We start from the raw sequence: 24,835 nt of genomic DNA, 5'->3' as shown, positions 1-24,835 counted from the left end.
CATACCTGTATGGATCATAGCGGGCCATTGGTCATGGGCCATGACGCGACGCGGGAATGTTAGAATCGAGAACCATTTACATCCAGCAGAGAACACGCTAGATGACGCTGTCCGAACTGCCGCTGCACACCTCGGCCGTGGTCGAGTCCGTGCAGGACCTGCATGCGAACGATGCCATCGCCCGTCGCCTGCGCGAGCTGGGTTTCGTGAAGGGCGAGGAAGTACGCCTGGTGGCCAAGGGCCCGGTGGGGGGAGAGCCGCTGCTGGTGCAGGTCGGGTTCACCCGTTTCGCGCTGCGGATCAGTGAAGCCAAGCGGGTCGTGGTGGACGCCGCCAGCCAGGAACGACGCGCATGACTGCTACTGCCACTACCGCCCCCCTGCGCGTTGCGCTGGTCGGTAACCCCAACAGCGGCAAGACCGCTCTGTTCAACCAGCTGACCGGCAGCCGGCAGAAGGTTGCCAACTACACCGGCGTCACCGTCGAGCGCAAGGAAGGCCGCCTGCGTGCGCCGTCCGGCCGCGAGTTCGCGGTACTCGACCTTCCGGGTGCCTACAGCCTGCATCCGGCCAGCCTGGACGAGGCGATCACCCGTGACCTGTGCCGGGGTTTCTATCCGGGCGAAGCCGCGCCGGATGTGCTGCTGTGCGTGATCGACGCCACCAACCTGCGCCTGCACCTGCGTTTCGCTCTGGAACTGCGCGAGCTGGGCAAGCCGATGGTGGTGGCGCTGAACATGGTCGATGCGGCCCAGCGCCGCGGCATCCAGGTGGACGTGGCCGCGCTGGAGCGCGAGCTGGGCGTGCCGGTGGTGGAGACCGTGGCGGTGCGCAAGCAAGGCGCCAAGGCCCTGGTCGAGCGCCTCGATGCGATGGTGCCGCACCTGGATGCACCGGTGCCGGGCCCGGAAGGTGGCATCGACTACCATGCCAAGGTGCGCGAGATCCTGTCGGTCGCCGTGCGGATGCCAGCGCGGACCGCGAAGATCGACGACGCGCTGGACCGCTGGCTGCTGCACCCGGTGTTCGGCCTGGTCAGCCTGGCGGTGGTGATGTTCCTGATCTTCCAGGCGGTGTACGCCTGGGCGACGCCGTTGATGGACGGCATCGAAGCCGGCTTTGCCTGGCTGGGCGAGTTTGTCGGCAGCGTGCTGCCGGAAGGTCCGCTGGCCAGCCTGCTGACCGACGGCATCATCGCTGGTGTCGGTGGCGTGGTGGTGTTCCTGCCGCAGATCCTGATCCTGTTCTTCTTCATCCTCGTGCTGGAGGAGTCCGGTTACCTGCCGCGCGCGGCGTTCCTGCTCGACCGCATGATGGCCGCCGCCGGGTTGTCCGGCCGCTCGTTCATCCCGCTGCTGTCCAGCTTTGCCTGCGCAGTGCCGGGCATCATGTCCACGCGCAGCATCCAGGACCCACGTGACCGCCTGGCCACGATCCTGGTGGCGCCGTTGATGACCTGTTCCGCACGCTTGCCGGTGTACGCGCTGCTGATTGGTGCGTTCATTCCGCAGAAGACGGTGTGGGGCGTGTTCAACCAGCAGGGGCTGGTCCTGTTCGGCCTGTACGCCGCCGGTATCCTCAGCGCGCTGGCGATGTCGTGGATCATGAAGAAGTGGCGTCGCGACAAGAGTGAGCATCCACTGATGCTGGAGCTGCCGTCTTACCGCCTGCCGCATGCGCGTGACCTGGCCGTGGGCCTGTACGAGCGTGGCATGATCTTCCTCAAGCGCGTCGGTGGCATCATCCTGGCGCTGACCATCCTGCTGTGGGTGCTGCTGTCGTTCCCGGCGGCTCCCGCTGGCGCCACGATGCCGGCCATCGACTACAGCTACGCCGGCCAGATCGGCCATGCGATGGCCGTGTTCTTCGCGCCGCTGGGCTTCAACTGGCAGATCTGCATCGCACTGATCCCGGGCCTGGCCGCGCGCGAAGTGGCGGTATCGTCGCTGGCCACGGTCTACGCGCTGTCCGCGGCCGATGACGATGCCGCCAGCCAGGCGCTGACCCCACTGATCAGCGACGGCTGGTCGCTGGCGACCGCGCTGTCGCTGCTGGTCTGGTACATCTACGCCCCGATGTGCATCTCGACGCTGGCCACCATCAAGCGTGAGACCAATTCGTGGAAGCAGATGGGCTTCGCCGCGTTCTACCTGTTCGCCGCGGCCTATGTGGCTGCGCTGATCACCTACCAGGTGACCAAGGCGCTGGGAGGCGGCTGATGGATACCGGCCTGCTGATCCAGTACCTGATCATCGCGGTGGCCGTGCTGGTCAGTGCCTGGGTGGTGCTGAAGAAGCAGTTCCCGGGCACCGTGCGCACGCTGCGCGGGGCCTTGGCGCTGGCCCTGCTGAAGCCGGGTCGCCCCGGCTGGATGCAGGCGCTGGGGCGGAAGATCGCGCCGCCGGCGACTGGAGGTGGTGGTGCCTGTGGTGGTTGTGACAGCTGCGGGCCAACTCCACCGAAGCAGCACTGACGCTGCTTTTCCTGCGCTGGTGGCTGCGAACCTTCTGCCGGTGGGTGCGGGCCCTCCCCCTGTGGGTGCGAACCTTGGTTCGCACGCTCTCCGGATTCAAACCTCTCTCCGGATGATCGCCCGGAAGCGACCATCCTGATTCAATCGCCGCACCGATTCCCGGTTTCCATGGCTGGCCGCGAAGCCGGCCACGTCGGCAAGGGCAAAGAGCAGCAGGCCTTTCAGCGCGTCGCGGTTGCCGGCCTGCAGCAGATCTTCAAGATCCTGCTGGATGAAGGTCCGGCGCAGGCCTGGCGTCTCTTCGATCCGCCAGTCGACATGGGGCGTGGGAATGCTGGAGCGGTACCTGAAGGCCGTTTCAAGATCGTCAGGCGCGAGCGGATACTCGAGCAGCTCTGGAAAGTAGAGTCCAGCATTCACATAGAAGCCCCGGTTTTCGTTGGCGCGTTGGTGATTCACGACAAGCAGGGCGGCATCCAGCAAGCGGTAGCGGGTCGTAGACGTTCCGGCAAAGCCGGTCTTCCTGGCGCACTTGCTGAAGACGGTCGAGGATTTCATGGGTTCTGCCTGGGCCGGAAGACGGGCCACAGCCTTGAGGCGCAGTGCCCGACGGTCAATTGGCAAACGCGACATCCGGAACACTGGCCAGCATTTCATCCACGCATGGCGTGGATCTACCGGGCGCGTGAGCCCAGCTCTGCTGCCAGCGCCAGCCACCGATTGCGTTGCTCCGGCGAGCTGCTGCGTACCGCACCGAGGCGGCTGACACGCACCGGGCGGATGCCGCAGAACTGCAGGATGGTGGCGCGGATCTGGCTGATGCCCGGGTCGCGGTAGATCCAGCGGTAATACCAGGGCGGCGTGTCCAGGGTGGTGATCACCCGTGCGCTGCGTCCGGCCAGCAGCCGGTCCCACCACACCGAATCGCGCCGGTAGCGGAAGGCGTACCCCGGCAGCAGCACGCGATCGAAGAAGCCCTTCAGCAGGGCCGGCATTGCACCCCACCAGGTGGGGTAGACCAGCACCAGATGATCGCAGGCTTCGATCGCCTCGGCGGCGTCCTGCAGATCCGTTTCCAGCGGCTGGATCTGGCGGTAGCCGTGGCGCAGCACCGGGTCGAATTCAAGATCGCCCAGTGCGATCAGGCGTACCCGGTGGCCGGCGTTTTCAGCGGCGGTGGCATAGCGCTGGGCGAGCGCGCCGCACAGGCTGTCGCGGTCGGGATGGCCGAGCAGGATCAGGACGGAACGGGACACGGCAACCTCGGGCAATGGAAAGTGCGCGAGGTTGGGGTCTGCCCCAGGGGCAGAGTCAAACCGGGGTGGTGCAGCCGCTGGGATCCAGGATGCAGTCGCCGCTGCCGGAGTGCAGCCACTGCTGCAGTTCGTCGGTGACCTGCTGCAGGGCGAGCTCGACCTGCGCCAGCCGCGCCCGTTCGCTGGCAATGCGTGTGCGCTGCTGTTCCAGCAAGGCCAGCACCGCAGGCCAGTCGAGCCGTCCGTCGCGGCGCTGCAGGCGCGAGATCGCGGCCAGGGTGATACCCAGCGCCAGTGCCTGGCGGATCAGCTGCACCCAGGCCACGTCCTGTTCGCTGTAGTCGCGATAGCGGTTCAGTCGTGGCACCGGCGGCAACAGGCCACGCGCCTCGTACAGGCGGATGGCCTTGGCGCTGGCACCGGTCAGGCGGCTGACCTCGGAGATGCGCATCGGTTCAGTTCCGCACCAGTCCGCCATCGACCACCAGGTTCTGGCCGGTCACCGCGCGCGACCAGGGGCTGGCGAAGAAGAGCGCGGCATCGGCGAATTCGGCCGGTGTGGTGACGCTGCGCAGTGGCGTGTTGGCGGCGATGTAGTCGAACACCGCTTCGGGCGTGGCGGCGCTGGCATCGGTGGTGCGCAGCAGGCCACCGGACAGCATGTTCACGGTGATGCCATGCGGGCCGAGGTCGCCGGCCAGGGTGCGGGTCAGCGACAGCAGTGCGGCCTTGGCGGCGGTGTAGTCGTGGTAGGGCACGACCGGGTTCTGGAACAGGTTGGTGCCGATGTTGATCACCCGGCCGAAGCGACGGGCCTGCATGCCGGGCAGGGCCGCCTGCACGGTGTTCAGCGCGCCGCGCACGCTGCCCTCGAACTGCGCCTGAAAGGCCGGCCAGCCGATATCTGCGGCGCCGTCGCGGGCATCGCCATTGAACGAGAACGCCGCCAGCGCGTTGTTGACCACGGTTGTCACGCCTTGCCCGAAGTGGGCCATTGCCTGCTGCAGCATCGCATCGACCTGGCCGCGGTCGGTGACGTCGGCCGGCAGTGCGATCGCCTGTCCGCTCAGCTCGGCAGCCAGGGCACGTGCGGCGCCTTCGCTGCGGTGGTAATTGACGATGACGCGCGCGCCCTGTGCGGCGAAGGCGCGGGCGATGTGCTGGCCAAGTCCGCGTCCGCCACCGGTGACCAGCACCAGCTGTTCGCTGATCTGCATGAGGGAGCTGCCATCCATTGCATGAAAGGGCATGCAGCGTAGCAGCGATGGCGCTTGCCGGAGCGGGCGTGCTGCCGCTAGCCTGCAGGCATGAACCAGACTCCCCTGCGATTGCTCATTCACGGCGCCTCCGGGCGCATGGGCCAGGCCCTGCTGCGGCTGGCCGCCGAACATCCCGAAACCCTGCAGATCGTGGCCGCAGTGGCCGGCCGTGCGCCGGCGCAGCGCGTGGTCGACGGCGTGCCGTTCTTCGGTGCCAGCGAACTGCCCGGCGCGCCGGTGTTCGACGTGGCGATCGACTTCAGCCTGCCGGAGGGTTTCGACCCGATGCTGGCGTTGTGCGTGGAGCGGGGTGCCGGGCTGGTGTCGGGCACCACCGGGATCTCCAGCACGCAGCGCCAGGCGCTGGACGCGGCGGCTGCGAAGATCCCGCTGGTCTGGGCCTCCAACTTCAGCCTGGGCGTGGCGGTGCTGGACGAGTTGGTAGAGCGCGCGGCGCAGGCGCTGGCTGGCTGGGACTGCGACATCGTCGAATCGCACCACACCCAGAAGAAGGACGCGCCATCGGGCACCGCGCTGACCCTGGGCGCGGCCGCGCAGCGGGGCGGGGCGGAGCCGCACTACGCCAGCCTGCGCGCCGGTGACATCGTCGGCGAGCATCTGGTGCAGTTCACCGGGCCGGGCGAGCGCATCGAACTGGTGCACCGGGCCACCAACCGCGACATCTTCGCCCGCGGCGCCCTGTTCGCCGCCCGCCAGCTGCAGGGCCGGGCCCCGGGCAGCTACCGGGTGCGCGATCTGCTGGACGGGCCGCGTTAACCGGTAGCGCCGGGCCGTGCCCGGCGTCGGTGTCGGTTCCGCCGGGCATGGCCCGGCGCTACCAGCGGGCGCCGCATACGCCGCCGGATTGAAATGAATACGCAATCGCCTGTTCATCAAGCGCGATAACCGCTGGCGCGAGCGCCCCGGCAGCGCTACAATTCGCACTCGCCGAATCACGAAAGCCGGACCGGTCCCAGACCGTACGTCCGCGCTTTTTTGCAACCGGATTTCCGTGAAGCGCAGGCGTGACTTCGGCAGCCCCCTCGGTAGCCAAAGTGAGATTCCCGTGACCCAAGCCGCAATCCTCGTCCTCGAAGACGGCACCGTATTCGAGGGCGAATCCGTAGGCGCGCCCGGCCTGTCCGTCGGTGAGGTGGTGTTCAACACCGCCATGACCGGCTACCAGGAAGTGCTGACCGACCCGTCCTACGCCCGGCAGATGGTCACGCTGACCTATCCGCATATCGGTAACACCGGCATGACCGACCAGGACAATGAAGCGTCCAAGGTGTGGTCGGCCGGCCTGATCGTGCGCGACGTTCCGCGCCGTCCCAGCAACTGGCGCAGCCAGGTGTCGCTGCAGGACTGGCTGATCCAGCGCGGCGTGGTCGCCATCGCCGGCATCGACACCCGCAAGCTGACCCGCATCCTGCGCGAGAAGGGCGCGCAGAACGGTGCACTGATGGCCGGCGACATCGACGTGGAAAAGGCACTGGAAGCCGCCCGCAAGTTCCCGGGGCTGAAGGGCATGGATCTGGCCAAGGTTGTCACTACCGAGAAGACCTACACCTGGACCGAGGGCCAGCTGGACCTGGATGCCAACGCCTTCGTCAGCGTGCCGTCCCGGTTCAAGGTCGTGGCTTACGACTTCGGCGTGAAGACCAACATCCTGCGCATGCTGGCCGAGCGTGGCTGCGAAGTGACCGTGGTACCGGCGCAGACTCCGGCCGCCGAAGTGCTGGCGCTGAAGCCGGACGGCGTGTTCCTGTCCAATGGCCCGGGTGACCCGGAACCGTGCGACTACGCCATCGAAGCGATCAAGACCTTCATCGACGTGAAGATCCCGACCTTCGGCATCTGCCTGGGCCACCAGCTGCTGGGCCTGGCCTCGGGCGCGCAGACCATGAAGATGGGCCACGGCCACCACGGTGCCAACCACCCGGTGCAGGACCTGGACAGCGGCCGGGTGATGATCACCTCGCAGAATCATGGCTTCGCGATCGATGAAGCGACCCTGCCGCCGACCCTGCGCGTGACCCACCGTTCGCTGTTCGATGGCACCAACCAGGGCGTGGCCCGCACCGACGTGCCGGCGTTCTCGTTCCAGGGCCACCCGGAAGCGTCGCCGGGCCCGACCGACGTCGGTCCGTTGTTCGACCGCTTCGTGGTGCTGATGGAGCAGGCCAAGGCGTGATCAGTACGCCGCCGGCCCCCCGGTGGCGTCGCGATGGACCGTAAGCCGCCGCATCGCTGCTGCCCCTGGCGCGGCGCTGCGGATCAAGATTCCTGATCGACAGCGTGCGATCACTCCCCCTTGTCACGCTGTACTGACTTAGAGAAGAAAATGCCCAAGCGCACTGACCTCAAGACCATCCTCATCATCGGTGCTGGCCCGATCGTCATCGGCCAGGCCTGCGAGTTCGACTACTCCGGCGCCCAGGCCTGCAAGGCCCTGCGTGACGAGGGTTACCGCGTGGTGCTGGTCAACAGCAACCCGGCCACCATCATGACCGACCCGGAGATGGCCGACGCCGTCTACATCGAGCCGATCAACTGGCAGACGGTCGAGAAGATCATCGCCAAGGAAAAGCCCGACGCGCTGCTGCCGACCATGGGTGGCCAGACCGCGCTGAACTGCGCGCTGGACCTGGCCGACAACGGCGTGCTGGAGAAGTACAACGTCGAACTGATCGGCGCCAAGCGCGAAGCGATCCGCATGGCCGAAGACCGCGAGCTGTTCCGCGTGGCCATGGGTGAGATCGGCCTGGAATGCCCGACCGCCGCCGTCGCCCACACCCTGGACGAAGCGCTGGAGATCCAGACCCGCGTCGGCTACCCGACCATCATCCGCCCCAGCTTCACCCTGGGCGGCAGCGGTGGCGGCATTGCCTACAACCGCGAAGAGCTGGTCGAGATCGTCAGCCGCGGCCTGGAACTGTCGCCGACCACTGAAGTGCTGGTGGAAGAGTCGGTGCTGGGCTGGAAGGAATTCGAGATGGAAGTGGTCCGCGATACTGCGGACAACTGCATCATCGTCTGCTCGATCGAAAACCTGGACCCGATGGGCGTGCACACCGGTGACTCGATCACCGTGGCGCCGGCGCAGACCCTGACCGACAAGGAATACCAGCGCCTGCGCGATGCCTCCATCGCCGTGCTTCGCAAGATCGGCGTCGATACCGGTGGCTCGAACGTGCAGTTTGGTATCAACCCGAAGACCGGCCGCGTGGTCGTCATCGAGATGAATCCGCGTGTGTCGCGTTCCTCGGCGCTGGCCTCCAAGGCCACCGGCTTCCCGATTGCCAAGGTCGCCGCGAAGCTGGCCGTGGGCTACACCCTGGACGAACTGAAGAACGAGATCACCGGCGGCCTGACCCCGGCCTCGTTCGAGCCGTCCATCGACTACGTCGTCACCAAGATCCCGCGTTTCGCCTTCGAGAAGTTCCCGGCCGCCGACGCCCGCCTGACCACCCAGATGAAGTCGGTGGGCGAGGTGATGGCGATGGGCCGCACTTTCCAGGAGTCGGTGCAGAAGGCCCTGCGTGGCCTGGAAACCGGCAAGGTCGGCTTCGACCCGACCGGCCTGGACCTGGCCAACGAAGAAGACCTGCAGACCCTGCGCCGCGAGCTGAAGGCGCCGGGCCCGGAGCGCCTGTTCTTCGTCGCCGATGCGTTCCGCGCCGGCATGAGCGTGGAAGAGATCTACGCACTGTCGTTCATCGATCACTGGTTCCTGGACCAGATCGAGGAAATCATCGCGGCGGAAGCTGAAGTCACTGCCGGTGGCATCGATGCGCTGGACGCTGCACGCCTGCGCAAGCTGAAGCGCGCTGGCTTCTCCGACGCGCGCCTGGCGCAGCTGACCGGTACCAACGAAGCCGCCATCCGCGCGCTGCGTCGTGCGCACAAGGTACGCCCGGTCTACAAGCGCGTGGACTCCTGTGCCGGTGAGTTCTCCACCGGTACCGCCTACCTGTACTCGACCTACGAGGACGAGTGCGAGGCCGCGCCGAGCAACCGCGACAAGATCATGATCCTGGGCGGTGGCCCGAACCGCATCGGCCAGGGCATCGAGTTCGACTACTGCTGCGTGCACGCGGCACTGGCGCTGCGCGAGGATGGCTATGAAACCATCATGGTCAACTGCAACCCGGAAACCGTGTCGACCGACTACGACACCTCCGACCGCCTGTACTTCGAACCACTGACCCTGGAAGACGTGCTGGAAATCGTCGAGCTGGAACAGCCGAAGGGCGTGATCGTGCAGTACGGCGGCCAGACCCCGCTGAAGCTGGCGCGCGCGCTGGAAGCCAACGGCGTGCCGGTGATCGGCACCAGCCCGGACTCGATCGACCTGGCCGAAGACCGTGAGCGCTTCCAGCAGCTGGTCGACAAGCTGGGCCTGAAGCAGCCGCCGAACCGCATCGCCCGCAACGACCAGGAAGCCCTGCTGCTGGCCCGCGAGATCGGCTACCCGCTGGTGGTGCGCCCGAGCTACGTGCTGGGCGGCCGTGCGATGGAGATCGTCTACGGCGAAGCCGACCTTGCCCGCTACGTGCGCGACGCGGTGAAGGTGTCCAACGATTCGCCGGTGCTGCTGGACCGCTTCCTCGACAACGCCGTCGAGTGCGACGTCGACATCATCGCCGACAAGGATGGCAACGTCCTGATCGGTGGCGTGATGGAGCACATCGAAGAAGCTGGCGTGCACTCGGGCGATTCCTCCTGCTCGCTGCCGCCGTACTCGCTGTCGGCTGAAACCCAGGCCGAACTGCGCCGCCAGGTGGTGGAGCTGGCCAAGGCCCTGAACGTGGTCGGCCTGATGAACACCCAGTTCGCGATCCAGACCAGCGACGAAGGTGCCGACACCATCTACCTGCTGGAAGTGAACCCGCGTGCCTCGCGCACCGTGCCGTTCGTGTCCAAGGCCACCGGCATGCCTCTGGCCAAGATCGCCGCCCGTTGCATGGCTGGCAAGAGCCTGGCCGAGCAGGGTGCAACCAAGGAAATCGTGCCGGACTATTACTCGGTGAAGGAAGCGATCTTCCCGTTCGCCAAGTTCCAGGGCGTCGATCCGATCCTCGGGCCGGAGATGCGCTCCACCGGTGAAGTGATGGGCGTAGGCCGCACCTTCAACGCCGCCTTCGCGCGTGCGCAGGAAGCCGGTGGCATCAAGGCGCCGCCGGTCGGCAAGGCCTTCGTTTCGGTGCGTGATCCGGACAAGAAGCGCGTGCTGCCGGTGGCCAAGGCGCTGCTGGCGCGTGGCTACAGCCTGGTCGCCACCCGTGGCACCGCCGCGTGGCTGCAGCAGCATGGCATGGACTGCGAGATCATCAACAAGGTGGTCGAAGGCCGTCCTCACATCGTCGACTCGATCAAGAACGGCGAGATCGTCTACATCGTCAACACGACCGAAGGTCGTTCGGCGATCAACGACTCGTTCTCGATCCGTCGCGAGGCACTGCAGCATCGCGTCACCTACTCGACCACCATTGCCGGCGCCAAGGCGCTGGTGGATTCACTGGAATTCCGCGGCACCGGCCCCGTCTGGTCGCTGCAGGAGCTGCACAAGGAGTTGAATGCATGAGAGCCCCCATCACGATGAAGGGCGCGCAGAAGCTGCGCGACGAACTGGATCACCTGAAGTCGGTCAAGCGGCCGAAGGTGATCGCCGCGATCGCCGAGGCGCGTGAGCACGGTGACCTGAAGGAGAACGCCGAGTACCATGCCGCGCGCGAGGAACAGGGCTTCATCGAAGGCCGCATCAAGCAGCTGGAAGGTGAGCTGTCGCACGCCGAAATCATCGACGTGAGCAAGCTCAATGCCGGCTCCAAGGTGGTGTTCGGCGCCAGCGTGACGCTGGCCGACGTGGAAACCGACGAAGAGAAGAAGTACCAGATCGTTGGTGACCTGGAAGCGGACATCAAGCTGGGCCTGATCGCGATTTCCTCGCCGGTGGCGCGCGCGATGATCGGCAAGCTGGAAGGCGATTCGATCGTGATCGACGCCCCGGCCGGCCAGCGCGAGTACGAGATCGTCAGCGTCAGCTACGTGGACTGACCACGTGGCGACGGCGACCCTGCTGTTGCCTGCACGCAGCCGCTTTGCCGCGGCTGCGCTGCCGGACGATGTGGCGCGTGCGCTCGGCCGTGCCACGACGGTGCAGGTCGCACCGGGCGAACGCGCACAACTGACGCGCCATTTCACGGTTGCCGCGCCGCACTGGCCGGTGGCCGCGTTGACCCGCCAGCGCGACGTCGGCGATGCAGCCGGCGCCTGCTGGCTGCGTGCCGACCCGGCCTGCATGGTGCCGGACATGCACGGCGCGCGGATGATGGCCTACGGCGAGACGCTGCGGCCGACCTTGGCGGACTGCCTGGCCCTGTTGCCGGTGCTGCAGCCGCTGTTTGCCGATGCCGGATTCGTGCTCGACGCACCGGATCCTTCGCGCTGGTACCTGCGGCTTCCGATCGACCTGGCCCTGCCGGACTTCGACAGTCCGGACGAGGTGCTGGGCGATGACCTGTTCTCTCACCTGCCCGAAGGCGAGGGCGGCCGTCGTTGGCGGGCGCTGATGACCGAAGCGCAGGTGCTGCTGCACAACCATTCCTGGAACCAGCAGCGCGCCGCGCAGGGACAACAGCCGATCAATTCGCTGTGGTTCTGGGGCGGTGGCGTGATGCCGGTGTCGGTCAGCACGCCGCACGCACAGGTGCGTAGCCGCGATGCCCTGTTGCAGGGCCTGGCCCTGGCGGCTGGCGTCGCCGTGGACGGCGAGCAGGCGGTGGATGCATTGGTGGATCTGCGCCAGCTGCGTTCCCTGCAGCAGCTCGGCAATGAAGCGATCCGTCCGCTGCTGGCCGCGCTCAAGCGTGGTGAGCTGCAGCGGCTGGTGCTGGATTTCGAAGACGGCCTGCAGTTCCAGCTGGACCGTGGACAGCGCTGGCAGTTCTGGAAGAAGCCGCGCCAGCTGCACGATTGAAGCCGACGCTGCGCGCTGCCGCACAGCCACGGGTGCTGCTGATTCCCCCTGTAGCGCCGAGCCCATGCTCGGCTTCATCATTACTGGACTTCTGTAACGTAGGTCGGCAATGACCAGTGCCTGCGGCTCCGGGTTGAGCAGTATTCACCCAGATACGTCGCGCTCAGGACAAGGCGCGAGCCATCCCAGGCCCAGTGCCGGTTCGTGCCGCAGGGATCGGTGTCGGTCACAGAACCTTCTTCAAGGAATATGGCATACGGATAGAGCGGAAACAGCGTGCTCGCGGTGATCAGCGTGGGCGAAAACGGTGGGCGGTCGCGGATCAGCCATGCACCTGCGGACACGATGTAGCGGTCGGTTGCGCAATTCAACAGCGCCAGGACATGGTTGGTATCTACCCGTTCGATACGGAGTTGGCGCGACGACATCCGGTCGCACGCATTTCCCGCAGCGGCCACCGGTTGCAGCTGCTGCAGCAGATCCGACCGCTCGGCCAGCTGCGCGTCGCCTTCCTGTGCTTCGACCAGAAGCGGCGGTGCCTTCAGGGGTGGCGCGGTAACCGCAGCCGGGACCTTCGATTCCGGCTGTGAGCCCTTGCGCACCAGCGCGCCAGGCGTATCCAGCCGACCCTGTACTTCGTCCATCTTCAGCAGCAGCGTGTGGATGCCCCGGTCGGACAGCGGCCACGCGTTGCCCGAAGCGTCGCTCATCTCGACGCGCTTGCCCGCCAGCAGGGCCTCGATCATGGCGGTCACGTAGTGCGTGGGCAGCTCCAGGCCAGAGTCGAGTGCTTCGCTGTGGCCGATGGCACCGAGGTCCTCTCCGTCCACGTGCAGGTGCAACGTTCCTTCGGGTGCTACCGCCGCAGGGGTTGGTGGCACGTCCTCGCCGCCTTCGGCCATCGACAGCCGGGCGGTGACCGCCGTGCTTGGCCCGCCGCTGCGCCCGATCAGCGCGCTCAGCATCAGCGGCGCCAATGGACCGTAGGCTGCCAGCCGGCAGGTGCGGGTGTTGTCGCAGGCCATCACGCCGTCGCCTTCCACGAACGATATGCCAACCGGCTCTGTGGCCGTTGCCGTCGATGCCAGTGTCAGCAACGCCAACAGGAGTGGCGTGCGTAACAGTGAAGATGCGTGCATTCAACGCACCTCGCTGATCAGGGTTGGCAGCATCCAGTGTCCGCCCGGTATGCCGCGACACAGGCCCGTACTGAAAGCGCCGCTGGGCTGGAATCTGCGGCCGTCCCATACCCAGTCCGAGCCGGAAACACAGTCGCCAATGCCACGGCCCTTGTAGCGTGCGTAGAGCGTGCGTTCGGCGCGCGAGAAGCCCTCTGCCTCCAGCGTGATCGTCTGCGGGGCAAACGGCGGCTGATCACGCGCGATCCAGAAGCCATTGCTGTAGTTGTACGCCCCCATCTGGCACAGCGCCTGCACCAGTACATGGTGCTCGTCCAGCCGCTCGATCACCATTTCCGGGGTGCCCGTGTACTCGATCAGGCGCGGACAGTCGTCACTGTCGCCGAGCGTGGCGATCACGGCATCGCGCAGCGCTTCGCTGCTTCCCAGTTCGCTATCTCCGGAACGTGGCGCCACCAGCGCCGCGCTCACGATCACCGGCTTGGCGTATGCAGCCGGCACTCTGGTTTCGGCGCGCGTGCCACGCCGCACCAGGGCGCCGGGTGTACCGATCCTTCCCTGTGTCTCGTCCATTTTCAGCAGTACGGCGGCAGCCCCACGGTCGGAAATCGGCCAGCGTGTGCCGTTGTTGTCGATGACCTCGATGCGGGCCCGGCCGGGCAGGGCCGCCAGCAAGGCTTCCACCTGCGCGGGCCGCAGCGTCACGGCCTCGTCGGCACCGGTGTCGTGCACCGGGCCCAGATCAAGTCCGTTCACCTGCAGGCGTAGCGCTCCTTCAGGCATTGCGCTTTCGCCATCCTCGCCCATCCGCAGCCGCGCCTTCACTGTTGTACCGGGACCGCCGGCACGTTCCAACATCAGGCCCAGCAGGCTGTCTGCGTTTTCCGGTCCATAACCCGCGGCACGGCAGGTGCCGGTGTTGTCGCAGGCCAGGAACCAGTCGTGGTGCACGAACTCGATACCGGGTGTGGCCGTCGTGTTTCCGGCATCGGGGGCGAGCGGCAGCAGCAGGCCTACAATCAGTGCGCTCAGCGGGCGGTACATGGCGAATTCCGTTTCAGAAGCGAACAAGCATGGGCGATGGCCGCGCCTGCGCCAAGCCCGGGAAGAGCCGGGCACGCCGAGCGGGTATCATGCGCGGGTCTTCCGTCACCCGGCGATGCCGATGTCCCTTGCCGCCGATGCTGTGCATTCATCCCCTGATACGCCGACGATCCGCCGCCGCGATGCGGTCGCGCCCGGAAGCTGGCCGGAGGGCACGCTGCCGCTGCTGGCGCGCCTGTACGCTGCACGCGGCGCGCATACCCCGGAGCTCGCGCAGCCGAAACTGGGCAATCTGCACGCCCCCGAGCTGCTGACCGGCATCGACGATGCGGTGGGCTTGCTGGTCGAGGCCATCGCCAACGACAAGCGCATCCTGGTGGTCGGCGATTTCGATTGCGATGGTGCCACCGCCTGTGCGGTCGGTGTGCGCGGCCTGCGCATGCTCGGCGCGCAACACGTCTTCCACGCGGTGCCGAACCGCATGGTGCATGGCTATGGCCTGTCGCCGTCGCTGGTGGAGGAGCTGGCCGCGCTGCAGCCGGACCTGCTGGTCACAGTCGACCACGGCATTGCCTGCCATGCCGGCGTGACTGCGGCCAAGGCACGTGGCTGGCAGGTACTGGTCACCGACCACCATCTGCCGGGCCCTCAGCTGCCGCCGGCCGACGTCATCGTCGATCCGAATCTGGACGGCGACGCCTTCCCCAGTAAATCGCTGGCCGGTGTCGGCGTGATCTTCTACGTGCTGATGGCGCTGCGCCGGCAGATGCGCGAAGCCGGTGTCTTTGCCGATGGCAAGGGACCTGACCTGACCACGCTGCTGGACCTGGTGGCGGTCGGCACCGTCGCCGACCTGGTGGCGCTGGATCCGAACAACCGTGCGCTGGTCAGTGCGGGCCTGCGCCGTCTGCGCGCAGGGCAGGGTTGTGTCGGCCTGCGTGCGCTGATCGAAGCCAGTGGCCGTGACGCCACGCGACTGACGGCCACCGATATTGGCTTCGCACTCGGCCCACGCCTGAACGCGGCGGGCCGGCTGGAAGACATGGCGCTGGGCATCGCGCTGCTGCTGACCGAAGACCCACGGCAGGCGCGCGAGATCGCGCAGACGCTGGAGCAGATCAATGCGGAACGGCGCGCCGTGCAGCAGTCGATGACTGACGACGCCGAGCAGGCGTTGACCCGTGTGGTGCTGGACATGGCCGGCCAGCGCCCGGTGGCTGCCTGCCTGTTCGACGCGGACTGGCATCCGGGCGTGGTCGGTCTGGTTGCATCGAAGATGAAGGATCGCCTGCATCGCCCGGTGATCGCCTTCGCGCCGGCCGAACCGGGCGCCGACACCCTGCGTGGCTCGGCGCGCTCGATCCCCGGCCTGCACATCCGTGACGCACTGGCGCTGGTCGATGCGCGCCATCCGGGTCTGATCGAACGCTTCGGTGGGCATGCCATGGCGGCTGGACTGAGCATGCGCCTGGATCACGTCGATGACTTCAAGGCCACCTTTGTGGCCGTGGTGCTGGAAATGCTCGATCCGGCGGCACTGCAGCAGCAGGTTCTCAGCGACGGCGAACTGGCCGCCGACGAGCTCGATCATCGCCACGCCGTCGCGTTGCGCCTGGCCGGACCGTGGGGCCAGGGCTTCCCCGAACCGTTGTTCGACGGCTACTTCGAAGTGGCCAACTGGCGCGTGCTGAAGGAGCGCCACCTCAAGCTGGAGCTGCGCCTGCCGGGCGTACCCGGCACGATCAACGCGATCCATTTCGGCGGCTGGCACGGCAACGCACCGGGCCGCCACGTGCATCTCGCTTACCGGCTCGCCTGCGATGACTATCGCGGCGGCAGCGCCATCCAGCTGATTGTGGAGCACAGCCTCCCCGCTTGAAGAAAAAGGGACGGAGGGGATCAAGTCGTTTTTGCCTTGTTTGCCATTGCGACTTGATCCCCTCCGTCCCCTTTTTTGGGACCCCGCCAACCCCGTTCCGGCAGCTCGTGCGTTCAACGGTCTAAGATCCCACTGGAGTCCGGTCATGGTCTTCGCCCGATGCTGCACTGTGTTGTTGCTGGCCCTTGTGGCCTGGCCCGCTGGCGCGCAGTCGCCGCCGATCTCCCGGCCGCAGGCCGCCACGCCGCTGCTGATCGCGCCGGCCGCCGAACAACCGGTGCAGCTGCAGCGCGCACGCATCGAGGGCGAAGTCCAGGCGGGCATCGCCCAGACCCGGATCACCCTGGAATTCCATAACCCGAACCGGCGCGTGCTGGAAGGTGAGCTGCAGTTCCCGCTGGGCGACGGTCAGCAGATCAGCGGCTTCGCGCTGGATATCAACGGCGAGATGCGTGACGCGGTGCCGGTGCCCAAGGACCGCGGTCGTCAGGTATTCGAGGAGATTGCCCGCCGCGGCGTCGACCCGGGCCTGCTGGAACAGACCGCTGGCAACCAGTTCCGCCTGCGCATCTACCCGCTACCTGCCGGCGGCAGTCGGCGCGTGCAGCTGGTGATGCGTGAGCCGTTGGCCTTCGACGGCCACGGTTGGCAGTGGACGCTGCCGCTGCAGTTCGCCGCCGGTGCGGCCTCGGTTGAACTGAAGCTGCAGGCGCCTGCCACGACCAGTGCAGGTGCGGCTCCGTTCCGCATCAGCACGGGCCAGCTGCACTGGCAGGGCAAGGGCGCGCAGCTACCGGCGCAGCTGCAGTGGAGCCTGCCCGCAGCACGTCAGGCACAAGTCCAGGTGGCGCCCTGGCAGGACGGCCACTACCTGCTGGCGCAGCTGCCCGTGCCGGTCAGCCCCACGCCACGCGCGATGCCCAGCGAGGTCGGGTTGCTGTGGGATGGCTCCGGCTCAGCGGGCCAGCGCGACCGCACGCGTGAGTTCGCCCTGCTGGATCGGTACTTCGCCGCAATGGGTGACGGCACGGTGGCACTGACCGTGCTGCGCGACCGCGCCGAACCGCTACGGCGCTTCCGTATCCGCGCAGGCAACTGGAGCGAGCTGCGCGCGGCACTGCAGGCGGTGCGCCCGGACGGTGCCAGCGCGCTGGCCCAGTGGCAGCCGCAGCCGAGTGTGAAGGAATACCTGCTGGTCAGTGATGGCCTGCTGACCTATGGGCCGGAGCAATTGCCGACGCTGGCACCGGATCAGCGCCTGTTCGCGATCAGCAGCGCCGGTGCCCGCACCGACAGCACGCGCCTGCGCGGCTGGAGCGAATCCCATGGCGGTCGCTTCGTCGCGCTGGGCAAGGATGTGGGGGCAGCTGCCAGCACGCTGCTGTCGTCGCCGTTGGATGTGCAGGTCGATGCGGGGCGCGGCGTGCAGGACGTGGTGATCGATCGTCGCAGTGAAGCCCAGGGCTGGCTGTGGCTGCACGCACGACTGGCCGCCGACGGCGTGCCGATGCGGGTGCGCGTGGGTGGCGGCGAATGGCAGGCGCTGCCACCCACGCAGAAAAGCGATGACGGCGAACTGCTGGCCGGCCTGTGGGCGCAGGCGCGCCTGCAGCAACTGGCCGTCGACCGCCGCAGCAACCGTGAGGCCATGCAGCGCCTGTCCCAGCAGTTTGGGCTGGTGGGGCCGGATACCTCGCTGATCGTGCTGGAAACCCTGGATGACTACCTGCGCTACGCGATCCGCCCGTCCGGCAAACTGCGCGCCGAGTACGATGCCCGCTTCGCGAGGCAGGTGAGCGATCGCGCCGCTGCAGATCGCCAGCGTCTGGATGAAGTGGCTGCACGCTGGAGGGAGCGCCAGCAATGGTGGAACCGCAGCTGGCCGAAGGGAATGCCGCAGCAGCCGAAGGGCGGGGCACTGGAAGTGGCCTCCGCGGACTACGCGATGGAATCGGCGCCGGTGGCGATGCTCGCCGCGCCTGCCCCTGCGGCACCGCCCGCCCCGGCACCGATGGCCGCCGCCGAGCAGCGCATGGAAGCCAGCAGCGCGCGTGCACGTCGCTCGGCGCCTGCATCCAACAAGGCCCTGGATTCAATCACGGTCACGGGTGGCCGTGTCGCTGCGCCCGCTGCCGCCAACGAGGGCGAGCTCGGCATCCAGCTGGCGGCCTGGCAGCCGGACTCGACCATCGCCCGGCGCCTGCGCCAGGGCCCGGCGTCGCAACTGTATGACCGCTACCTGGCCGAGCGCGATGCCCATGCCGACAGCAGCGCATTCTTCCTCGACGTGGCCGACCTGCTGCTGGCGCAGGGTCAGCGCGACCTGGCACTGCGCGTGTTGTCGAACCTGGCCGAGATGGACCTGGACAACCGCCACCTACTGCGCGTGCTCGGTTACCGACTGATGCAGGCCGATGCTCCCGCGCTGGCGGTGCCGGTGTTCGAGCAGGTGCTGGCGATGGGCCAGGAGGAACCGCAGAGCTTCCGCGACCTCGGCCTGGCACTGGCGGCGGCCGGCAAGCCGCAGCAGGCGCTGGCGCCACTGTACCAGGTGGTGGTGCGGCCGTGGGACAGCCGCTTCGATGGCATCGCCCTGATCGCATTGGATGAACTGACCAACCTGGTGGCCCGCAGCACGCCCCGGCTGGATACCACCAGCATCGACCCGCGCCTGCTGCAGGCGATGCCGCTGGACCTGCGGGTGGTGCTGTCGTGGGATGCCGACAACAGCGACATGGACCTGTGGGTGACCGACCCGAACGGCGAGCGCGCCTACTACGGCAACCGCCTGACCTACCAGGGCGGGCAGATGTCGCAGGACTTCACCGGCGGCTATGGTCCCGAGCAGTTCTCGCTACGCAACGCCAAGCCGGGCAAGTACAAGGTGGAAGCGAACTACTTCGGCAGCCGCCAGCAGCTGGTGACCGGGGCGACGACGCTGATGCTGCGCCTGACCACCCACTGGGGCACGTCGAAGCAGAAGGACCAGATGGTCACGATGCGGTTGAAGGATCGCGCCGAAACCGTGCTGGTGGGCGAGTTCGAGGTGCGGTAGTGCCGGGCCATGCCCGGCGGCTGCACAGCCGGGGAAGGGCCTGTCCGCGCATGGCGCGGATCTACCGCACGTCTTCGACTGCCGGAAGGCGCTGGCGCGGAATCCACCGCGTCAGCGCCACGCCGCCGCCAAGGACCAACAGCGTGCCGACGGTCTGCCACAGCAGCTCGGTAGCCGGCACGTCGGGCAGCCTCGCAGTTCCGGCAAGCCAGTCGATCAACGGCCGCGCCAGCAGGTAGATCAGCACCACGCCCAACACGCGCAATATCCGCTGCACGATACCCTGCGGGTCCTTCGGCCAGCCACGCCATTGCAGCCACGCCACCAGCAGGCCCAGTGCGAGCAGTCGACCGGCTTCACCCACTGGAACGAAGCGGGTGGTCGCTGCCGCCCATGCCATCAGCACGCCCAGCCCCAGCAGGACCGGCAGCTGCCAACGCTGGTTTGAGCGCATGCCTGGCATCAACTGCCACGCCAGCAGCGCAACACCGATGCCGACCAGCCAGCCGGCCAGCACGTCGGCCAGGAAATGCCGGCCCAGGTACATCCGTGACACCGCCATCAGCAGTGGCCAACCGAACGCCAATGCCCAGCGCAGCCAGCGGCGGCGGATGCCGAAGGCCAGCAGCAGGCCCACGCAGGCGGCGGTGGCTACGCCGACGTGGCCACTGTTGAAGCCATAGTCGGCATCGGGCTGCGCGCGCAGCATCGCGGTGGCCCGGGCATCAGGCAGGGACCAGAACGTGTGCCCTCCGCCGTCGACCACGAACGGGTGCGACGGCACGCCTTTGTCCAGCACGCGTGCATCCACATCCGATGGACGGGGCAGGGCGGCACCCTGTTTGATCGCATGGGTGGCGCAGGCCATCAGCAGTACCGCCAGCATCACGCACAGGCCGGCGCGCATTCGTGCGCCGAACGCGCAGAGCAGGATCAGCGCTGTGTAGGCCATTTCGTAGCCGAGCAGGCTGATGAACTGCATCAGCGCCAGCATCCAGCCGCCGTCGAAGGTCTGCTGCAGCCACAGGTGCCAGTGGGTCTGGAACATCCGTTGTCCTCATTGCGCCGTGGCGGCGCGTACCGCCGGTGACGATAGCGGATCGGCCTTCAGGCCGAACAGGGGCCGCAGCCAGCGCACGCGTCGGATCAGCAGTTCGTGGATCAGCAGGCAGCCGCCGACGGTGCCGCCCAGCAGTAGCGACGGCTCCAGCCAAGGACCCAGTTGCAATGGCTTGAGCCAGAACAACAGCACGATGATCAGGCTCTGGTGCAGCATGTACCAGGGATAGATGGCCTCGGTGCAGTACGGCAGCCAGCCGAACGGGCGATCGAGGAAGACCTTGCCCCAGCCGAGGATGGCCAGCAGCGCGGTCCAGACATACACCGACTGGCTGGTCCTGCCCTGCAGGTCCCAGAACGTTTCAGGCCATTGCCGCAGCGAGGAGTCAGCCGGCAGCACCTGGCCGAGGATGCGCAACCCCAGATACCAGCCAACCGCCGCCAGCGCCAGCCACAGCGTGGTGCGGCGCAGGGAGACCACGCGCTGCCAGAACACCGGCTCGCGACCGAGCAGGTAGCCGGCCAGGAACACTGTCGCGTACTTCGCGTGCTGGTACCAGTCGCCAAGCAGGGTATTGGTGGACGGATAGACCGGCTCCAGCCAGATCATCCAGGCCAGCAGCAGCGCAGACGGAATTCCGATCAGCAGTATCGGCGAGGCGGCGCAGAACGCGATCGCATGGCGCACCACGGCCGTTCCCAGCAATGGCATCAGCAGGGCCAGGGCCAGCGTGTAGTTCCACAGATAGGCCAGGTACCACAGGTGGTTCCAGGTGATGCCGTATTGCCAGCCGGCGAAACTGCCTTCCGGCCACGGCCGCACCTGCCAGTAGCGCAGCAGGAAATGCCCGAAGCCGGGCGCAACATGACCGTTGGCCACGCCCTCACAGTAGGGCTGGATCGGCACGATCACGAACATGCCGAACAGCAGGGGCAGCAGCAGCCGCCACGTGCGCAGGCCGGCAAAGCGCAGCAGCCTGCCTTCCGGCCGCATCAGCGCGATGGCGATGCCTGAAATCAGGAACAGCAGCGACATCCGCCAGCGGTTGACGAACAGCATCGGCCACTGCAGCCATTCGGCGGTATGCACGCTCTTGAGGTGGAAGCCCCAGTCGTCCACATAGGCCATGGCGGTGTGGTAGAGGATCAGCAGGGCGAAGGCGAACACGCGCAGGGCGTCGATGTCGTGGCGTCGGGTCATGGTGGAGGTGTGCCGGAAGGTCGAGCCAACGTGACGCCGTCCGGCCTGTGCAGCCACTGCCAAGGGGCCGCCGGAACCCGCGCAGTGACCAATGGCGGGGGTGGCGGGACCAATGGAGCGGCTACCTTTGGTCTCTTGAGGCAGGCTGGAGCACCGCAACAACATGGATGCAGCAATGACCCAGGGCCGACCATCGCGCTGGCGTACTTCAACGCACCTGCTGGTATGGGCGACCATCCTGTCGGCTTCAGCAGTGACCAATGCGCTGGTGGAAGTGATGGACGCCAGTCGCCGCGGCGCCGATCTCGGCCTGTGGGAACCGATGATCTGGGAGTTCAGCAGCCTCGCCCTGATCCTGCTGACCCTGCCGCTGCTGTGGTGGGGCTGTGAGCGCTGGCCGCTGCATGCCGATACCTGGAAGCGGCGGTTGCCACTGTATCTGCTGGCCAGCGTGGGCTGGTCGCTGCTGCACGTGGTGGGGATGATGGTGCTGCGGCACCTGGCCTATGCGTCGATGGGCTACCGCTACCAGGACGATGCAGGATGGCTGGAGCGTCTTGCCTACGAATACCTGAAGGATATCCGCACCTTCGCGATGTTCGTGGCACTGGAGCACTTCGCCAGCTGGTTCGGGCGGCGCAGGCAGGGTGAGGCGAGCCTGCTGGCCGAGCCTGACGTCGGCCCGCCGGTGGAACCGGTCGAGCGCCCGCAGCACTTCCTGGTGCGCAAGCTGGGCAAGGAGTTCCTGGTCGCCACCGCCGACGTGGAGTACGCCCAGGCGGCGGGGAACTACGTGAACCTGCGGGTACGCGGGCACGACTACCCGCTGCGGATCACCATGGCGGTGCTGGAGCAGCGGCTGGACCCGAGCGAGTTCCTGCGCCCGCACCGCAGCTGGCTGATCCATCGCGGCCAGCTGCGCTCGATCGAGCCGCTGGAGGGGGGCGAGGCCCTGCTGCACATGGCCGACGGGGCCAAGGTGCCCTGCAGCCGGCGCCAGCTGCCGCTGCTGCGGCAGGCGTTGGGGGCCGGATGAGGCCCTCATTCCGGGCATCCCCGGCCTGCGGTATCATTACCAGTCATCTTTTGAATGCATAACCGCCGACATGATCGAACTGAATCCTGTCCGCCAGCGCATCACCGATCTGACCGATCGCGTGCTGTCGCTTCGGGGGTATCTTTGACTACGACGCCAAGAAAGAGCGTCTTGAAGAAGTAACGCGGGAGCTGGAAAGCCCCGACGTCTGGAACAACGCCGAGTACGCCCAGAATCTGGGCCGCGAGCGCTCCAGCCTGGAAAAGACCGTGGGCGGCATCGCCTCGGTGCTCGACGGCCTGGCTGATGCCACCGAACTGCTTGAGCTGGCCGAGTCCGAGCAGGACGAGGACACCGCGCTGGCCGTGGTCGCCGACCTGGACAAGCACCAGTCGCACGTCGAGAAGCTGGAATTCCAGCGCATGTTCTCCGGCGAGATGGACAATGCGGCCGCGTTCGTCGACATCCAGGCCGGTGCCGGTGGCACCGAAGCCCAGGACTGGGCCGAGATCCTCCTGCGCATGTACCTGCGCTGGTGTGAATCGCGCGGCTGGAAGACCGAGCTGATGGAAGTCTCCGGTGGCGACGTCGCCGGCATCAAGTCGGCCACCCTGCGCGTGGAAGGCGACTACGCCTATGGCTGGCTGAAGACCGAGACCGGCGTGCACCGCCTGGTGCGCAAGTCGCCGTTCGACTCGGACAACCGCCGCCACACCAGCTTCACCTCGGTGTTCGTGTCGCCGGAAATCGATGACAACATCGACATCACCATCAACCCGGCCGACCTGCGTACCGACGTGTACCGTTCGTCCGGTGCTGGTGGCCAGCACGTGAACAAGACCGAGTCGGCAGTGCGTATCACCCACATCCCGACCAACATCGTTGTGGCCTGCCAGACCGGCCGCAGCCAGCACCAGAACCGCGACAACGCGATGAAGATGCTGGCCGCCAAGCTGTACGAGCTGGAGATCCAGAAGCGCAACGCCGAGAAGGACGCGGTGGAAGCCACCAAGTCCGACATCGGCTGGGGCAGCCAGATCCGCAACTACGTGCTGGACCAGAGCCGCATCAAGGACCTGCGTACCGGCATCGAACGTTCAGATACGCAGAAGGTGCTGGATGGCGACCTGGACGAGTTCGTCGAGGCCAGCCTGAAGGCCGGCCTGGCTGTGGGCTCCAAGCGCGTCGATGCCTGATCGGCGCGCCTGCGCGGATATCGTCACCCTCGTGCGCAACGCCGAGGGTGGTCGATCACGCGTCCTGTAGAGCTGAGCCATGCTCAGCTGCTTTTCGCGGGGTAGCAGATGCGTCGAGCATGGCTCGACGCTACAACGGGCACGGCGGTAGCGATGATGCGCAGCGAAAGTGAACGCAAGGAACTGGGCGGCTTCCTCAAGGCCTGCCGCGCCCGTGTCGACCCCGCCACGCTCGGCCTTCCGGCCGGGCGCCGGCGCACCCCGGGCCTGAAGCGCGAGGAAGTGGCGCTGGCCATCGGCGTAAGCGTCAGCTGGTACACCTGGATCGAGCAGGGCCGCGAAGTGCGTGCCTCGCCCGAGGTGCTTGAGCGCCTGGCGCAGGTGCTGCGCATGAGCGACGACGAACGCGCCTATGCGTTCGCGTTGTCCGGCTATGGCGTGCCACTGGAATCACCGGACGAAAGCGTGACCGATGGCCTGCGCCAGCTGGTGGAGGCGATGCAGCCGATCCCTGCGTATGTGCGCAATACCCGCTTCGACATCCTGGCCTGGAACCCGGCCATCGCTGAGCTGTTCGTGGACTACAGCCAGCTGGCGCCGCATGAACGCAACACGCTGCGGCTGATGTTCCTGTACTCGCCGTACCGTACGCTGATTCTCAACTGGGAAGAAATGACCCGCGGCCTGCTGGCAGGTTTCCGTGCGGCGATGGCGCAGGCGCCGGACAAGGCGCCGTTCCTGGCGTTGGTGGAGGACATTGCCGCGCACAGCGAGGAATTCCGTCAGTGGTGGCCGGAGCACGACGTGCGGCGGTTCGATGAAGGTGCGAAGAAGTTGAACCATCCCACGCGCGGGTTGCTGGACCTGCAGTACGTGGCGCTGGTGCCGGAGAGCCGGCACGATCTGTCCCTGGTGACTTACCTGCCGCGGAAGTAGGGGGTGTTCGGCAGGGCTTGCAGCCCTGCACCCGCAGAGGCCGAAGCGACAGCAACTGCAACAGCGGGCATTCCGTGAGATGGCGGGGCGGTGTCGGAGTGCGGGGACGCCGTAAACCCGTCCCTGGGGGCTTGGCAGCCGCTTGCTCGTGTACGCTGTCCTACGCACACGGCAAGACCGGGGTTGGGCGTCCTGCCCAACCCGCCCGAGGCATGCCTCGGGCCCATGCGGCTGACACCCCGCACTCCGACACCGCCCCACCTTCGACAGGTTCACGTGGCTGTAGGTAGTGGCTGTAGGTAGGTGTCGACCTTGGTCGAC

General features: G+C 67.0%; 21 protein-coding genes. 13 read left to right on the top strand and 8 right to left on the bottom strand.

Annotated elements, in window-relative coordinates; translation table 11 throughout:
- Window positions 1-101: 101 nt before the first annotated feature.
- The 3 genes from N5D45_RS20005 to N5D45_RS19995 are packed head-to-tail and all read left to right on the top strand — an operon-like array spanning window position 102 to window position 2,472.
- Window positions 102-356: a FeoA family protein gene (locus N5D45_RS20005; RefSeq protein WP_005409473.1), complete on the top strand. Its 255-nt coding sequence runs from the start codon at window positions 102-104 to the stop codon at window positions 354-356.
- A complete protein-coding gene (locus N5D45_RS20000) occupies window positions 353-2,218 on the top strand; it encodes a ferrous iron transporter B (RefSeq protein ID WP_049481564.1) in 1,866 nt (621 codons plus the stop codon). The genes N5D45_RS20005 and N5D45_RS20000 overlap by 4 nt, the downstream gene beginning before the upstream one ends.
- Window positions 2,218-2,472 carry a DUF6587 family protein gene (locus N5D45_RS19995; protein WP_010482530.1) on the top strand — a complete coding sequence of 85 codons (255 nt, stop codon included), beginning with the start codon at window positions 2,218-2,220 and terminating at the stop codon, window positions 2,470-2,472. The genes N5D45_RS20000 and N5D45_RS19995 overlap by 1 nt, the downstream gene beginning before the upstream one ends.
- Before the next feature lie 96 nt (window positions 2,473-2,568).
- Here N5D45_RS19995 and N5D45_RS19990 read toward each other — a convergent pair whose 3' ends face one another.
- The 4 genes from N5D45_RS19990 to N5D45_RS19975 all read right to left on the bottom strand — a co-directional run bounded on the left by N5D45_RS19990 (window position 2,569) and on the right by N5D45_RS19975 (window position 4,963).
- Window positions 2,569-3,030, bottom strand: coding sequence for a DUF4304 domain-containing protein (locus N5D45_RS19990; protein ID WP_057502908.1), 462 nt, complete (start codon window positions 3,028-3,030; stop codon window positions 2,569-2,571).
- 116 nt (window positions 3,031-3,146) lie between these two features.
- Window positions 3,147-3,728: an NAD(P)H-dependent oxidoreductase gene (locus tag N5D45_RS19985; protein WP_049409022.1), complete on the bottom strand. Its 582-nt coding sequence runs from the start codon at window positions 3,726-3,728 to the stop codon at window positions 3,147-3,149.
- Window positions 3,729-3,783: 55 nt separating this feature from the next.
- Window positions 3,784-4,179: a MerR family transcriptional regulator gene (locus N5D45_RS19980; protein ID WP_057502906.1), complete on the bottom strand. Its 396-nt coding sequence runs from the start codon at window positions 4,177-4,179 to the stop codon at window positions 3,784-3,786.
- 4 nt (window positions 4,180-4,183) lie between these two features.
- On the bottom strand, window positions 4,184-4,963 hold the full coding sequence (locus N5D45_RS19975; RefSeq protein WP_057502905.1) for a 3-oxoacyl-ACP reductase: 780 nt from the start codon (window positions 4,961-4,963) through the stop codon (window positions 4,184-4,186).
- Window positions 4,964-5,083: 120 nt separating this feature from the next.
- Between N5D45_RS19975 and N5D45_RS19970 the strand changes: the two genes are divergently transcribed.
- The 5 genes from N5D45_RS19970 (at window position 5,084) to N5D45_RS19950 (ending at window position 11,969) form a co-directional block, all read left to right on the top strand.
- Complete coding sequence (locus N5D45_RS19970; RefSeq protein ID WP_345782138.1) at window positions 5,084-5,764, top strand: dihydrodipicolinate reductase C-terminal domain-containing protein; 681 nt, start codon at window positions 5,084-5,086, stop codon at window positions 5,762-5,764.
- A gap of 289 nt (window positions 5,765-6,053) precedes the next feature.
- A complete protein-coding gene (carA, locus tag N5D45_RS19965) occupies window positions 6,054-7,181 on the top strand; it encodes a glutamine-hydrolyzing carbamoyl-phosphate synthase small subunit (RefSeq protein WP_010482524.1) in 1,128 nt (375 codons plus the stop codon).
- A gap of 150 nt (window positions 7,182-7,331) precedes the next feature.
- Window positions 7,332-10,574 (top strand): carbamoyl-phosphate synthase large subunit, encoded by a 3,243-nt coding sequence (gene carB / locus N5D45_RS19960; RefSeq protein WP_010482523.1) that lies wholly within the window; start codon window positions 7,332-7,334, stop codon window positions 10,572-10,574.
- An 8-nt stretch (window positions 10,575-10,582) separates the two neighbouring features.
- Window positions 10,583-11,047 (top strand): transcription elongation factor GreA, encoded by a 465-nt coding sequence (greA, locus tag N5D45_RS19955; RefSeq protein WP_026347191.1) that lies wholly within the window; start codon window positions 10,583-10,585, stop codon window positions 11,045-11,047.
- Between the two features lie 4 nt (window positions 11,048-11,051).
- Complete coding sequence (locus N5D45_RS19950; protein WP_049409010.1) at window positions 11,052-11,969, top strand: phosphoglycerate mutase; 918 nt, start codon at window positions 11,052-11,054, stop codon at window positions 11,967-11,969.
- Window positions 11,970-12,049: 80 nt separating this feature from the next.
- On the opposite strand, the gene N5D45_RS19945 is transcribed toward N5D45_RS19950, so the two are convergent.
- Both N5D45_RS19945 and N5D45_RS19940 read right to left on the bottom strand, forming a co-directional pair.
- Window positions 12,050-13,108 (bottom strand): DUF1176 domain-containing protein, encoded by a 1,059-nt coding sequence (locus N5D45_RS19945; RefSeq protein WP_164193689.1) that lies wholly within the window; start codon window positions 13,106-13,108, stop codon window positions 12,050-12,052.
- Entirely contained in the window at window positions 13,109-14,152 is a 1,044-nt protein-coding gene (locus tag N5D45_RS19940) for a DUF1176 domain-containing protein (protein ID WP_134959026.1), read from the bottom strand.
- A 121-nt stretch (window positions 14,153-14,273) separates the two neighbouring features.
- On the opposite strand from N5D45_RS19940, the gene recJ reads away from it, so the two are divergent.
- Window positions 14,274-16,031 carry a single-stranded-DNA-specific exonuclease RecJ gene (recJ, locus tag N5D45_RS19935; RefSeq protein WP_228355292.1) on the top strand — a complete coding sequence of 586 codons (1,758 nt, stop codon included), beginning with the start codon at window positions 14,274-14,276 and terminating at the stop codon, window positions 16,029-16,031.
- Window positions 16,032-16,176: 145 nt separating this feature from the next.
- Window positions 16,177-19,086 carry a VIT domain-containing protein gene (locus N5D45_RS19930; protein ID WP_279939504.1) on the top strand — a complete coding sequence of 970 codons (2,910 nt, stop codon included), beginning with the start codon at window positions 16,177-16,179 and terminating at the stop codon, window positions 19,084-19,086.
- A gap of 61 nt (window positions 19,087-19,147) precedes the next feature.
- On the opposite strand, the gene N5D45_RS19925 is transcribed toward N5D45_RS19930, so the two are convergent.
- On the bottom strand, window positions 19,148-20,134 hold the full coding sequence (locus tag N5D45_RS19925; RefSeq protein WP_057502899.1) for a phosphatase PAP2 family protein: 987 nt from the start codon (window positions 20,132-20,134) through the stop codon (window positions 19,148-19,150).
- Window positions 20,135-20,143: 9 nt separating this feature from the next.
- Window positions 20,144-21,346, bottom strand: a complete 1,203-nt coding sequence (locus tag N5D45_RS19920; protein ID WP_228355294.1) for an acyltransferase family protein — start codon at window positions 21,344-21,346, stop codon at window positions 20,144-20,146.
- Between the two features lie 175 nt (window positions 21,347-21,521).
- Between N5D45_RS19920 and N5D45_RS19915 the strand changes: the two genes are divergently transcribed.
- The 3 genes from N5D45_RS19915 (at window position 21,522) to N5D45_RS19905 (ending at window position 24,514) form a co-directional block, all read left to right on the top strand.
- On the top strand, window positions 21,522-22,382 hold the full coding sequence (locus N5D45_RS19915) for a LytTR family DNA-binding domain-containing protein (RefSeq protein ID WP_228355295.1): 861 nt from the start codon (window positions 21,522-21,524) through the stop codon (window positions 22,380-22,382).
- Between the two features lie 70 nt (window positions 22,383-22,452).
- Window positions 22,453-23,578 (top strand): peptide chain release factor 2 gene (gene prfB, locus N5D45_RS19910; RefSeq protein ID WP_097048047.1). Its coding sequence is split into 2 segments (ribosomal slippage): window positions 22,453-22,527 and window positions 22,529-23,578, totalling 1,125 coding nucleotides; the frame shifts between segments, so codons are not numbered across the junction.
- A gap of 153 nt (window positions 23,579-23,731) precedes the next feature.
- On the top strand, window positions 23,732-24,514 hold the full coding sequence (locus tag N5D45_RS19905; protein ID WP_057502896.1) for a helix-turn-helix transcriptional regulator: 783 nt from the start codon (window positions 23,732-23,734) through the stop codon (window positions 24,512-24,514).
- The last annotated feature ends 321 nt before the right edge of the window (window positions 24,515-24,835 follow it).

Origin of the sequence: Stenotrophomonas sp. GD03819 (assembly GCF_029841665.1) — a bacterium.
In the GTDB taxonomy this organism is placed as follows: Bacteria; Pseudomonadota; Gammaproteobacteria; order Xanthomonadales; family Xanthomonadaceae; genus Stenotrophomonas; species Stenotrophomonas geniculata.
The sequence above is the reverse complement of the archived record's forward strand: the minus strand, read 5'-3'. Positions and strand labels throughout refer to the sequence as shown.